The organism is Vibrio sp. 1557 (genome assembly GCF_033340175.1).
GTDB classification, from domain to species: domain Bacteria; phylum Pseudomonadota; class Gammaproteobacteria; order Enterobacterales; family Vibrionaceae; genus Vibrio; species Vibrio alginolyticus.
On record NZ_JAWOVZ010000005.1, the window covers coordinates 71,020 to 83,201 of the forward strand.

Consider the following 12,182-nt stretch of genomic DNA (forward strand, 5'->3'; position numbering starts at 1 on the left):
TTTGGGTAAGTGATTAAAAAATAAAGCCAAAGAGCATTAAGCTTTCTTATTGTTTAAGGATGTTTTTCGCTTCAGAAGCTCGTTGGTTGAGGTTTGATTTAAATGGTATGACGATAGTTTGTTCAGGAAGAGGAGTTAGTAGTGACGATGATGTCTAGATGTCGTTTGTATTTTAGGATTTATTAGATACCGCATTAAAATAGCGTCATAAAGTCGTGATGCTTCGCATCTTCAGTGTTAGCGATGTTAATGCGGTAATTTCTAATAAACTAGCGGATTAATGTCTCAACTTGCTTTTGGAGCAAAGTAAAGCTGATTCACAATTCAAAGACATCGTCAGTTGCTTTATTGTTAACCTGTGTTATTCGAGCTTACTTAGTACGTAATTCAAACCACCAACTACGGCTGCAACCTGTGCATCGTTGCATTCTTCGTCGGTCACCGTTGGGCTGTCTGGGTACACTTCCGTTGTCGTGCCGTAAACGCAATTTGTTACGCCGCCACACAGGCCCAGTTTTACCATTGGGTAGTTGATAACGCCAAACTGTACGACGGGTGAACCAATGATTTCGCCGTTTTCATCTGCTGGTGCAATGTGAGTCACTTTTGCAACTGACTCAATGACCGCTTTTTGGAAGTCAGGCTGAGGGTTTTCACTATCTCCCACCGTGTAAAAGCCATCTGGGATCATACCTTCAATGTACTCAATACCATCACGAGCAGCTAAGGCTGGACGGAACTCAGTTTCGTCAGAATCTGTCGTTTCATGTAGATCAATGTGCATTAACACATCGCCTAAAGTTGCAACTAGCTTTATGAGGTTAGCGGACTCTTCGGCAGGGCTATCCTTATAGAAAGAGCGGTTTGGATCAATCGCGTTTGGATTCCAGCGGTTGATCACCTCGTAACCCCAAGGGCTTACGCAGGGTGCAACGACAATATTGAAATGCTCTGCATAGCGCTCTGCTTCTGTTTCTACAAACTTTAATGCGCCATGTACACCGCTGGTTTCGTAACCGTGCACGCCGCCTGTGACCAACACAACAGGTTTAGTTGAATCCCAATTGCGTGTTTTGATACAAAACAGAGGGAAGCGTGCCTCGTTGTATGAGAGCGCACCATATTGTTCAACATCAAAACGCTCGCGTAGGGCATCGATTTTACTGACGACTTCATCTTGGTAGCTACGTTTTACTTCTTGCGTTGCTAACCAAGCTTTACGTTCTTCTTCGGTCCAAGGTTGGCCAGGAGTACCAATCGGGTAAATGTATCCACTTTTCATCTATACTTTTTCTTTTGACTGCTGAAAGGTATCACAAGACTAGACCTGTCTTATCTTTACGGCAATATAAAACACCATTTGGGGTGGTATTCTTTGCAAAATCATCACTTTGATGAGTGATTCATTGGTGTTACATTTTGTTACTTACTCAATTTAATATAAGAGACCAAAAATGGCTGGAGCAAGTTTACTCACACTGCTGGACGATATTGCCACGGTGCTTGATGATGTCGCCTTAATGTCAAAAATGGCGGCAAAGAAAACCGCAGGTGTGTTGGGAGATGATCTAGCGTTAAACGCTCAACAAGTGTCTGGTGTTGCATCTGAGCGAGAGATTCCAGTGGTTTGGGCGGTTGCAAAAGGCTCATTCAAAAATAAATTGATTTTAGTTCCTTCAGCTTTACTTATTAGCGCGATTATTCCATGGCTTATCATGCCATTATTGCTAATTGGCGGCTTATTTCTCTGCTTTGAAGGGGCAGAGAAAGTACTTGAGAAAGTGTTTCCTCACTCGCATCCGCACGAAGAAAAAGAGGAGCTAGTTAATACTGGCGAGTCGATAGAAGAGTATGAAAAGCGTAAAGTTTCTGGTGCGATTCGAACAGACTTTATCCTTTCAGCAGAGATCATCGTGATTGCGTTAGGTACCGTGACAGGAGCCAGTCTTGTTACGCAAATTTTAGTTGTCAGTTTAATTGCAGTGATTATGACGGTTGGAGTTTATGGACTAGTCGCTGGGATTGTGAAGCTAGATGATTTAGGCCTTTACCTTGAAAGTCGCTCAAACGGTAAAGGTTGGGTAGCGAAAGTCGGAGGGGCCTTGGTCGCTTTTGCACCAAAGCTGATGAAGTTGTTAACGATTGTGGGAACTGCTGCGATGTTTTTAGTCGGTGGCGGGATTGTAGTGCATAACGTGCCCGCCATTCACCACTTTGTAGAACCGATTATTATGAACTTTAGTGGTCATTCGGTTGCTACAGCCATTCTGCCTATTTTGCTTAACGGCATTATCGGTTTTGTAGCGGGTTTGATTGTGGTTGCTGTATGGACGATGGTTGAAAAGCTTCGTGGTCAATAATCACATCTAAAACATGAGACGATAATAACAAGGGTCATGACTTCTTTTTACAAAAAGCATGACCCTGTTTTATGGGTGAAACGTCAGTAAAGTACTTACTTCACTTTCCACTCGATCTGTTCATTTGCTCGAATAGGCACAACGATATCATTGCCAAATGGCATCGTTTCTGGCACATCCCAAGCGGATTTTTCTAACGTTACTGTATCTGTGTTACGTGCAATGCCGTAAAAATCAGGACCGTTGAAGCTTGCGAAAGCTTCCAAGTTTTCCAACTTGCCTTCTTTTTCGAAGACTTCTGCATAAAGCTCTAGCGCAGCGTGTGCAGTGTAAGAACCAGCACAACCGCAAGCCGATTCTTTTGCCCCTTTCGCATGTGGCGCTGAGTCTGTACCTAGGAAAAACTTCTTGCTACCACTAGTTGCTGCTTCGATCAGCGCTTGCTGGTGGGTTCCGCGCTTAAGAATTGGCAAACAGTAGAAATGAGGTTTAATACCACCCACAAGCATGTGGTTACGGTTGAAAAGAAGGTGGTGGGCAGTGATGGTAGCCGCTACGTTGTCTGAGGCGTTGCTAACGAAGTTTGCTGCGTCGGCGGTGGTGATATGTTCTAGTACGATTTTAAGATTAGGGAAATCATTGACGATAGGAGCGAGGACGGTATCAAGGAATTCTTTTTCTCGGTCGAATATATCAACATCGTGATGTGTTACCTCCCCATGAACCAAAAGTAACATTCCTACTTCTTCCATTGCTTCTAAAACGTGATAAATGTTTTTCGCATTGGTCACACCGGAATCTGAGTTTGTTGTGGCGCCAGCAGGATAGAGCTTGGCAGCAACAATGTGTCCGGTTGCTTTAGCCTTACGTATTTCGTCTGGTGTCGTGTTATCTGTAAGGTAAAGCGCCATTAAAGGCTCAAACTGTTCGCCATGTTGCTCTTTGAGAATTCGGTCACGGTAGGCTAGGGCGAGCTCAGTTGTAGTAACAGGTGGGACGGTATTTGGCATAATCAGCGCACGGCCATTGTAGCGGCTGATGTCGCGAACGGTGTCTTTAAGAACTTCCCCATCGCGTAAGTGAACGTGCCAGTCGTCAGGACGAGTGATAGTCAGTGTTGTCATTAATTGCTCCCACCATTGAAAAGTTGTCTGATTGGAGCCTAAGCGCCGTATTTGCTTTTGAGCAAACGCTTGCGCTTAGGCGACAGGATGATAGAGGAATTGTCCTCATATTTCATCCCATTTTTCAATTTTATAAAGAGTGAGAGTGTAAGTGGTTACTTCATTGTTAACCAAAGCGCATGGATCGTACCTGGTAGAAAGAAGAAACACGTCAATATTAGATTAATCAAAAAGTCTTTATTTAGACCTTTCTCCATAAACACCGCGACAGGCGGAAGAAAGATACATAACAAAATCAGAACCAGTTTTCTTGTATCCATAATTAAGCTCCAAATCGATAAATGGGAGTAGTGATAACTTGGGTGAATTATGTGTGTCGTATCACACTTTATCAAACGGTATTTGGTCAGAACGGTGTTAAAAAACGCGAATATTGAGTGTAGTAAATACTTGTCACTAAAACCAAATTTATAAGAATATGGTTTCGAGAAAGTTGCGATGGATGAAGAGGCAGTAGACTCTGCAACTTAATGTGATTTGAGTATACAATACCGCAACAAATTAAAAACACCCGTAGGAAGAAGGCCATGTCGCAACCCGTTTTATCCCAAATTAATGTTTTTCCGGTTAAGTCAGTTGGCGGATTATCGCTGTCGTCCGTATGGGTTGAGAAGCAAGGATTGAGCTTCGATCGTCGCTTTATGATTGCGAAAGCTGATGGCTCGATGATCACTGCGCGAAAGTATCCGCAAATGGTAACCATTAAGTCTGCCTTATTGTCCGATGGAGTGGTGTTTAGTAGTTTGGGTATGGAGCCACTTAAAATCCGTTACCAAGATTTCAAAATGCAGGAGACACCTGCAACGGTTTGGAAAGATACATTTACTGCCTATACCACGACAGATGATGCAGATGACTGGTTTAGTCGTGTGTTGGGGCAACGCGTTGAGTTGTTGTTTAGTGGTGAGCAATCGAATCGTGTCCGTGAAAAGCTAGGTCAAAACGTCAGTTTTGCTGATGGTTATCCGGTTTTAGTGATCAGCCAAGCTTCACTTGATGAGCTGAACCGAAGAAGTTCAGAGCTACACTCAATGGATCAGTTTCGTACTAACTTAGTTGTCTCTGATACTAAGCCATTTGAAGAAGATTCATGGAAGCGCATACGAATCGGTGAGGTAGAGTTTGAGTCTCTCAAACCTTGCGAGCGCTGTATCCTGACTACGGTGAATACCCAAAGAGGCACATTCCGTGAGAGCAAAGAGCCGCTCAAAACCTTGCAACAGTTCCGTGCAAACGATGTCGGTGGTGTGTTCTTTGGCCAGAATCTTGTCGCGCGAAATGAAGGCATTATTCGTCAAGGCGATAAAGTTGAAGTATTGGAGTACAAAGAGCCGGAGTTTTACGCAGATAACTCGCCAGTGCGCATGAAGCTTACATGTGTTGAGCGTGAAGAAATTGCCCAAGACTTTGTGACCTTATGGTTAGAGCCAAACAAAGGTTCGTTGCCTAATTACTTGCCAGGACAACACCTGCCAATAGAGGTGAATATTGATGGTAAGAAAGTGGGTCGACGCTATACCTTATCATCCAGTCCTTCTCGCCCGGGTCGTTATGCTATTTCTGTAAAGCGTATCGCGGGTGGAAGAGTCTCTAACTCACTCTTAGACAACTTACAAGTCGGTGATGTTTTAGAGGCAGAACAACCTGACGGTCAGTTCCACCTTAAAACGCATGAAGCGCAGCCTCTGCTGTTACTCTCTGCGGGTAGCGGAGTAACACCAATGTTATCAATGGTGCGTTACTTAGCGGATCACAATCAGTTGGATAATGTGGTTTTCTACCATCAATGTCGCACCGAGAATGATATTCCTTGTCGCTCAGAGTTGGAGCAGTTAAAGCGTGAGCACCCAGGGCTAGAAGTAAAAATCTGTTTAACGCAACCTGCTGTTGATTGGTTTGGTTTGAAAGGGCGTTTAAGTTTGTCACACATTAAGCAAATCAAAGATGTTGAACAGCGGCAGGTGTTTGTGTGTGGCCCGGATGGCTTTATGGATAAAGCAAAAAGTCTTCTACTAAGAAAAGGGCTGCCAGAGGAAAACTACCATCAAGAAGCGTTTGGAGTTTCTTCTCTTACGTCAAAGCCAGAGAAAAGTCTCGCTATTGACTTTAATGGAGCTAAAGTCGTAGGCAACAACCAAAAAACGTTGTTAGATCAGCTCGAAGATGCTGGGAAGGCCATCAGCAATAGCTGTCGTGCTGGCTTATGCGGCGCGTGTAAAGTTCAGCTTACGTCGGGGCAAGTTCATCATCCGGACGTGCCCGCGCTGACTGATGAGGAACGTGCAATGGGAACCGTGTTGGCGTGTTGTGCTGTGCCAGAGACGGACGTAACAGTAACCAACTAGGCGAGAGCAATTTTGTCCTTCGACAAAAACTGTTCCTAGACAAAAAAACGCTGCTATTTTTAGCAGCGTTTTGAGTTTTAAAGAGAGCTGAAAATATCGCTTAGTCGTAAATCGTCGGGATTGGCTGGCGTTTGTGCTGCGTTGCTTTGTAAATCGCTACCAGACGGTCACTCACTTGCTGTGGAACAGGTTTGCCCTCTAAGAAGTCGTCGATTTGCTCGTAAGTTAGGCGTAGGGCATCTTCGTCTGCTTTCTGTGGAGCAAGCTCTTCTAAGTCTGCCGTTGGCACTTTCTTCACTAGTTGCTCAGGTGCACCCAATGTAGCAGCCACTTCACGAACTTGGCGCTTACTTAATCCGAACAATGGTGCCATGTCACAAGCGCCATCACCAAATTTAGTGTAGAAACCAGTGATGTTTTCTGCTGAGTGATCAGTACCAAGAACAAGGCCGCCTACGTAGCCCGCGATCTCGTATTGAGCAACCATGCGAGCACGCGCTTTTACATTGCCTTTTACGAAGTCGACTTTTGCTGCATCAGTTGGTAGAAGGTCTGTGCCTTCTAATGCAACGTGAGAAGCCGAATGAAGCCCGTCAACACCTGCTTTGATGTTCACCGATACAGAATGGGTTGGCTGGATAAAAGACAGAGCGAGCTGAGCCTCATCTTCATCTTTTTGCTCCCCGTAAGGCAGGCGAACTGCGATAAATTGGTAGCTATTGTTGCCCGCTTCTTCGTTTAGTTGGTCTACAGCCAACTGAGCTAAACGACCACATGTCGTTGAGTCAACGCCACCGCTGATGCCAAGAACAAGAGACTTACAGCCCGCTTCTTGCAATTTACGCTTAATAAAAGCGACACGGCGTTCAATTTCAAAATGCGGATCAATTGAAGGGAGTACGCGCATTTCGTCACGGATGGATTGTTCCATTTAGGGTTCCTTTTCCTGCAAATATTTCAGACTCTAAAGCGCATTTGCTCAAATGGTCATAAACCATACAGTTGAGGCTCATTAAACGCGACTTTAGGGTCAAAAGCTGTAAAGATTAGTAGTATCATACCGAAATCATCAGATTAGAAAACTCTCTTCAACCAGGTAATCACCGGATATGAAAAAAATCGCCATTTTTGGTAGTGCATTTAACCCACCTAGTTTAGGGCATAAAAGTGTTATTGAGTCTTTGAGCCACTTTGATCTTGTGCTACTTGAGCCAAGCATTGCACACGCTTGGGGCAAGAACATGCTTGATTACCCAACTCGGTGCAAAATGGTTGACGCGTTCATCAAGGATATGGGGCTTTCTAATGTTCAGCGTTCTGATGCAGAGCAAGCTTTATACCAACCTGGACAAAGTGTGACGACCTATGCGTTGTTAGAAAAAATTCAAGAAATTTACCCAACTGCCGATATAACTTTTGTCATTGGTCCTGATAATTTCTTCAAATTTGCTAAATTTAGTAGAGCTGAAGAGATTACGGAACGTTGGACTGTTATGGCATGTCCTGAAAAAGTAAAAGTCAGAAGCACAGATATTCGCAAAGCATTGGCCGAGGGTGAAGAGATCGGCGCCTATACAACACCTTCCGTACGTGATTTATTACTTAGTAAAGGCTTATACAGAGAAACATTGTCTGGGAACTGAGAGGTCAGATTTTCATGGTCAGAGCAGTTTTATTTAGTGCATGTGCGCTGCTTGTGGTGACACAAGCTCATTCCGCGTGTAACTATTTTTCTGATCGTTCCGTGGTGTTTGAAGATAACACGCTTCCAATCTGTGAAGAAATTTTAGATTCCATCGGCGTGTTAAGTACTGAAGCATTGATTTGGTATGCAGCGGAAGCGAAGCTTGAAGGACCAACAGAAAACTATTGGGAGGAGTGGGCGATTAAGCCGGAAGACACCCCACTTCTAACTCAAAACTTAGAAAAGAATTACTTTGGTCTTGGTTTTTGGATGCCGGAAGAGCTTCGAGACGAAGAGAGTAAAATGGATACAGAAGAGTGGCTTCGTAGTCACGGGTTGATGTTCAGCGTTGGTTTTGGTGATAAATCCGACGGACAGCCAAGAATGCGGTTTGATTATCGTTGGCACGAATATTATGACGCTGACTGGATGATGCAGATAGAAGTACCTTTCTAGGCATCTCAAGCAAATGAAAAAAGGGCGTACATTATCAATGTACGCCCTTTTTGTTTTAATCTACTTTCTGTGTCCGTAATTCTACGTAATGCTGAACACGTAGCTTGTTGAAGAGCAGTTATAGCGCTTCTCCAAAGACTAAAAAGCAAAGCTGTTCATATTCTTCGGTGTTACCAGCAAAAAGAGAGTCAACAATTTGCTCTTCCTTCTTCCCAGACAGTTTCATTTTTCTTGCTTCACGTAGTGTTAGTACCAAGCAAAGCTCTTTAGAAATATTCATGTCACAGCCAGGAGTCCATTGATTGATGGTTCTCGTTAACGTTGAGTGCGCTAGTTTAGGAGACAGCGTCAATACTTCATGTCTTACTACTGTCAGTAGATCGGTTTGCAGATCCGAGCGTTCGGCAGTGGTTGCTAGCTTCTCGACGAGCGCTTTTAGTAGCGGTGAAGGCTTCACAAAGCCCGCCTGTTGTGAGAAGTCGTCATTTAAACGCACAGAAAAATCACAACGATATACACGAGAATTAGGTAAAAAGGTGAGGGAGCTCAAACATCCTTGAGGAATCCAAAAATATTGGCCTGGTTCAATGGCATACTCCTGCTTACCCAATTTAATGACGGCTAACCCTTCGATGACAGATAGTAGACTGTGCTTCAGTGCTTTTTTACGCGCAGCTACATCAAGAAAGGGGTATTTAGCGTCGTGAAATTCAATTGCGTAGTTCATTATGAGTACCAGTGTTTTTTGGCGCTAAGGGTAACGTTAAACCCATACGATTCCAACCTGCTGAGAGAATTTTTTAGCATGATAAATGGTGGCTTAACTGGTATGACCATGTTAAAAGTATGGGTTGAAATGCTGCTTGTCAGCAAAACTATGCGTAAAATGTGCCAGCTTTTTTTGATATGTAATGAACAATGACAGCCAATACCGATCCTTATATTGAAATTCGTCCTTACAACGACGAAGAAATTCCAGCAGCGCTGGATCGTCTAATTCAAGATGATGAATTTATCACTGCTATCCTAGAACATCGCTTTGCTAATAAAGCAGCATGGTTCAAAACGCTAATGAGCCCGATCCTGCGCATCTACCTGAAAGCTAAGTGGAGCAAGCTTGATTCTGTCGAAGCAATTCAGATTGAAGTGAAGAAGTATCTGAAAGATACATTGAATAAGACAACGGATGGCGTCACTTTTTCTGGTTTGGATAAGCTGGATAAAAACACGTCATACCTATTCGTTTCTAACCACCGTGATATTGCGATGGACCCTGCGCTCGTAAACTATGGCTTGTACCAAAGTGGGCACCGTACAGTTCGTATAGCGATTGGCGATAACCTGCTGAAGAAGCCATGTGCGACAGAATTGATGCGACTCAATAAGAGCTTCATCGTTAAGCGCTCTGCTAAAGCGCCTAGAGAAATGATGAAAGCATTGGGACAACTTTCAAGCTATATCAAACATTCGCTTGATACTGGCAATTCAATTTGGATTGCCCAAAAGGAAGGCCGTGCTAAAGATGGAAACGACTTTACTGATCCTGCGATTTTAAAAATGTTCCATGTTGAAGGTCGTAAACAAAAGATCAGCTTTGGTGAGTACACGCGTTCTCTGAAAATCGTTCCTGTCTCGATTGCCTATGAAAATGATCCATGTGACATTGCCAAAGCAAAAGAGCTGTACGAAAAAGCAGAAAATGGCCGCTATGAAAAAGGCGAATTTGAAGATATCGAAAGCATCATTCAAGGTATCGTTGGCTATAAAGGCCGTGTACATGTTGCGTTTGGTGATGTGATTGAGCAAGAGTTTGAAACGCCGGAATCTCTTGCTGGTGAAATCGACCGCCAAATTCACAACAACTACAAGTTGTACCCAATCAACTTGTTAGCTGCTGGGCATGAAGATTCGAGCATCATTACGGAAGCAGTTAAGCGTCATCTCGCGGATAAGTTGGATCAGCTACCTGAAGGCGCAAGACCTTATTTGGTGGCGAGCTATGCCAATCCTGTGAATAACCAAGAGTAACTTTCGTCACTGAACGCTGTTGATTCAGAATGCCTTAAAGCCTCGGTCTGCCGGGGCTTTTGTTTATCTGCTCTTTAAGGTGCGACGGCGCCACCAAGGGTTAAATTGCTAGGCCATTTGGTGATCCTGTTACCACCTAAATAGATATTCCCTTTCACCGTCATTGTGTCTGGAAATACTTTCAGCGCTGATCCTCCAATATAAAGATTACCATCAACCACCAATCCTTCAGGAAGTTCAGAAATGGGGGTGCGAATAACACTTAGATCACCTTTTACTCGAAGTTTAGCTGGAAGCGCTTTTAACGGTGTATCTGTCAGATTTAGGTAACCGCCTAGTTTGATGCCTTTAGGCCAGTTTTCGATCTTACTACCTAGTAGGTTTGCATAGCCTTTTATCTTTGTTCCTGAGCGAATAACTTTGAGTGCGCTGTTAGTTGCTTCCAGACTGCCTTCAACATCAAGCCCTTTAGGCAAGGTTTTGATAGGGGTTTGTGAGATGTTTAAGTTGCCCTTTACCACTAGGCCAGAGGGTAGTTGGGTGTAAGGCTTGTTTCTAAGATCAAGATTGCCGTAATTATCGATGTGACCAAACTTAGAATAGTAATCTAGCTCATATGCCAAAGGAGACGAGCAGAGTAGGATTGAAGTAAGGCATAGGGAAACAAAACGCATAGTCAAAGAGTTAGTTAAATACCGAGATCAACAGGTGCTTATCTTATACTTAAATAAACCTATTATGCATTTTTTGCTCACAGTTTTTGATTCATAACTTAAATATTCAAATTAGAGATACACGTTAAAAGTGTGCGCTTCTTTACTGAGTTAAGTAACTTCAAGCTTACTAAAATGAGATAAATTAAATGATTGAATGTGAAGCAGACCCAAGTGTAGAGGTGAGAAAAATATCAGTAGATATTTGAATAATATGAGATTCTTCCAAGAACTTCACAAGGGTCCTTGTTAGTATTATTGAGGTTTGAGGGAGATTTTCATGAAGTTAAAAAGTGTATCTATTTTTACCGCTGGTGTTTTTGCAGTACTGCTGTCGGGTTCCGTTTTTGCTAAATCATACAGTACACCAGAAAACAAAGCGCTAATAGTTGTTGACGGTAAGGTAGGTCAGCGTATCTGTTACTACGATGATAAAGCCTACACCACAGGGGCCGTGATTAATGTTGAAGGCGTATTACTGATGTGTACCGCTGAGAACGATTTTGAAACCAATGGCTCGTTAAAGTGGGTCGTGTTCAAAAAAGATAAATAAACGCGCCGAAGTTGTCTGTTTCATTTAGAGCGGTTTAAGATTAAGAGATTGGAAAAATAAAAAGCGAGCATCATGCTCGCTTTTTTCATTAACGCGCGAGTGAGCGAGTTTTTAATTCAAAGATAAGTTTTTCAGCACTTACTTCAAATTTGAATCGAGCCGTCGCTTGGTTCGATTCTTCGGTTATTTCTGAAACATTGTATTCAACATCAGCACATACTGATTTAGCGAGCTCGATGTATTTTTGTAGTTCAGACTCTAGCTCTGTTTTTGTCTGTGCGAAAACCGTTACGTCGGCAACTTCGTCACCTTCTTTGATGATAAAGCCTATCTCGCCAGCACAGCCGCAGGCCTCACATACTTGGTTTTTTTCTAATTCGACACTCATAACGAATCCTCTTGTAAATACTAAGGGTATTCTATCAGGTATTTGATCTGTATCTACAAAAATGACGACTTTTGCGTAAAAAAGGAACAGAATAGGCACTTGTTAAGTAAGGGTTAAAGATTGGATTACTAAATCATCAAGAACGTTAATGTGATATATATCAACATTTAAAATCAATTAACGAACATAGTGACGAGATTTTGCTCAGTCCAGTTGAACTAATGGTTAATTTATAAGACTATTTCTTGATTGATTATTTTTAATAATTATCATTCTTGGTCTTTGAATAGTTTCGATGAATAATTGGCGCAAGGTTTTGATGAGACTAACTTTTCGCCTTATTTTGAGTAGCATGTATTGACAAAAACATAACTGAAAATTACACATTACGCAGTGTAAAGACGTTATGGTTTGGAACTCGACATGATATTAAATAGTCGCAATACATATACCCAAAGCGCTTTCAAGTGC

General features: G+C 42.8%; 13 protein-coding genes. 6 read left to right on the forward strand and 7 right to left on the reverse strand.

Annotated elements, in window-relative coordinates:
- Positions 1-361 precede the first annotated feature (361 nt).
- Positions 362-1,282 (reverse strand): M14 family metallocarboxypeptidase, encoded by a 921-nt coding sequence (locus tag R7070_RS08935; protein ID WP_104976462.1) that lies wholly within the window; start codon positions 1,280-1,282, stop codon positions 362-364.
- 172 nt (positions 1,283-1,454) lie between these two features.
- Here R7070_RS08935 and R7070_RS08940 point away from each other — a divergent pair, with 172 nt between their 5' ends.
- Complete coding sequence (locus tag R7070_RS08940) at positions 1,455-2,360, forward strand: DUF808 domain-containing protein (protein ID WP_104976463.1); 906 nt, start codon at positions 1,455-1,457, stop codon at positions 2,358-2,360.
- A gap of 95 nt (positions 2,361-2,455) precedes the next feature.
- Here the strand turns inward: R7070_RS08940 and pyrC are convergent, their stop codons facing one another.
- On the reverse strand, positions 2,456-3,484 hold the full coding sequence (gene pyrC / locus R7070_RS08945) for a dihydroorotase (protein ID WP_104976464.1): 1,029 nt from the start codon (positions 3,482-3,484) through the stop codon (positions 2,456-2,458).
- Between the two features lie 155 nt (positions 3,485-3,639).
- Positions 3,640-3,804, reverse strand: coding sequence for a YqaE/Pmp3 family membrane protein (locus R7070_RS08950; protein ID WP_005375297.1), 165 nt, complete (start codon positions 3,802-3,804; stop codon positions 3,640-3,642).
- A gap of 267 nt (positions 3,805-4,071) precedes the next feature.
- Between R7070_RS08950 and R7070_RS08955 the strand changes: the two genes are divergently transcribed.
- Positions 4,072-5,889 (forward strand): hybrid-cluster NAD(P)-dependent oxidoreductase, encoded by a 1,818-nt coding sequence (locus R7070_RS08955; protein ID WP_104976465.1) that lies wholly within the window; start codon positions 4,072-4,074, stop codon positions 5,887-5,889.
- Between the two features lie 100 nt (positions 5,890-5,989).
- Here the strand turns inward: R7070_RS08955 and nadE are convergent, their stop codons facing one another.
- Complete coding sequence (gene nadE / locus R7070_RS08960; RefSeq protein ID WP_005385021.1) at positions 5,990-6,820, reverse strand: ammonia-dependent NAD(+) synthetase; 831 nt, start codon at positions 6,818-6,820, stop codon at positions 5,990-5,992.
- 178 nt (positions 6,821-6,998) lie between these two features.
- Here nadE and R7070_RS08965 point away from each other — a divergent pair, with 178 nt between their 5' ends.
- Entirely contained in the window at positions 6,999-7,532 is a 534-nt protein-coding gene (locus R7070_RS08965) for a nicotinate-nicotinamide nucleotide adenylyltransferase (protein WP_005375300.1), read from the forward strand.
- 14 nt (positions 7,533-7,546) lie between these two features.
- Positions 7,547-8,029 (forward strand): hypothetical protein, encoded by a 483-nt coding sequence (locus R7070_RS08970; protein ID WP_104976466.1) that lies wholly within the window; start codon positions 7,547-7,549, stop codon positions 8,027-8,029.
- 118 nt (positions 8,030-8,147) lie between these two features.
- Here R7070_RS08970 and R7070_RS08975 read toward each other — a convergent pair whose 3' ends face one another.
- Complete coding sequence (locus tag R7070_RS08975) at positions 8,148-8,756, reverse strand: hypothetical protein (protein WP_005375302.1); 609 nt, start codon at positions 8,754-8,756, stop codon at positions 8,148-8,150.
- 191 nt (positions 8,757-8,947) lie between these two features.
- Between R7070_RS08975 and R7070_RS08980 the strand changes: the two genes are divergently transcribed.
- A complete protein-coding gene (locus R7070_RS08980) occupies positions 8,948-10,057 on the forward strand; it encodes a 1-acyl-sn-glycerol-3-phosphate acyltransferase (RefSeq protein WP_005385027.1) in 1,110 nt (369 codons plus the stop codon).
- Between the two features lie 74 nt (positions 10,058-10,131).
- Here R7070_RS08980 and R7070_RS08985 read toward each other — a convergent pair whose 3' ends face one another.
- The gene (locus R7070_RS08985) at positions 10,132-10,731 is read right to left on the reverse strand and encodes a hypothetical protein (protein ID WP_017821237.1); all 600 of its coding nucleotides are present in this window, start codon (positions 10,729-10,731) and stop codon (positions 10,132-10,134) included.
- A 319-nt stretch (positions 10,732-11,050) separates the two neighbouring features.
- On the opposite strand from R7070_RS08985, the gene R7070_RS08990 reads away from it, so the two are divergent.
- Entirely contained in the window at positions 11,051-11,323 is a 273-nt protein-coding gene (locus R7070_RS08990) for a YnjH family protein (RefSeq protein WP_104976467.1), read from the forward strand.
- Between the two features lie 88 nt (positions 11,324-11,411).
- On the opposite strand, the gene R7070_RS08995 is transcribed toward R7070_RS08990, so the two are convergent.
- Positions 11,412-11,711 carry a YfcZ/YiiS family protein gene (locus tag R7070_RS08995; protein WP_005375307.1) on the reverse strand — a complete coding sequence of 100 codons (300 nt, stop codon included), beginning with the start codon at positions 11,709-11,711 and terminating at the stop codon, positions 11,412-11,414.
- Positions 11,712-12,182: the final 471 nt, after the last annotated feature.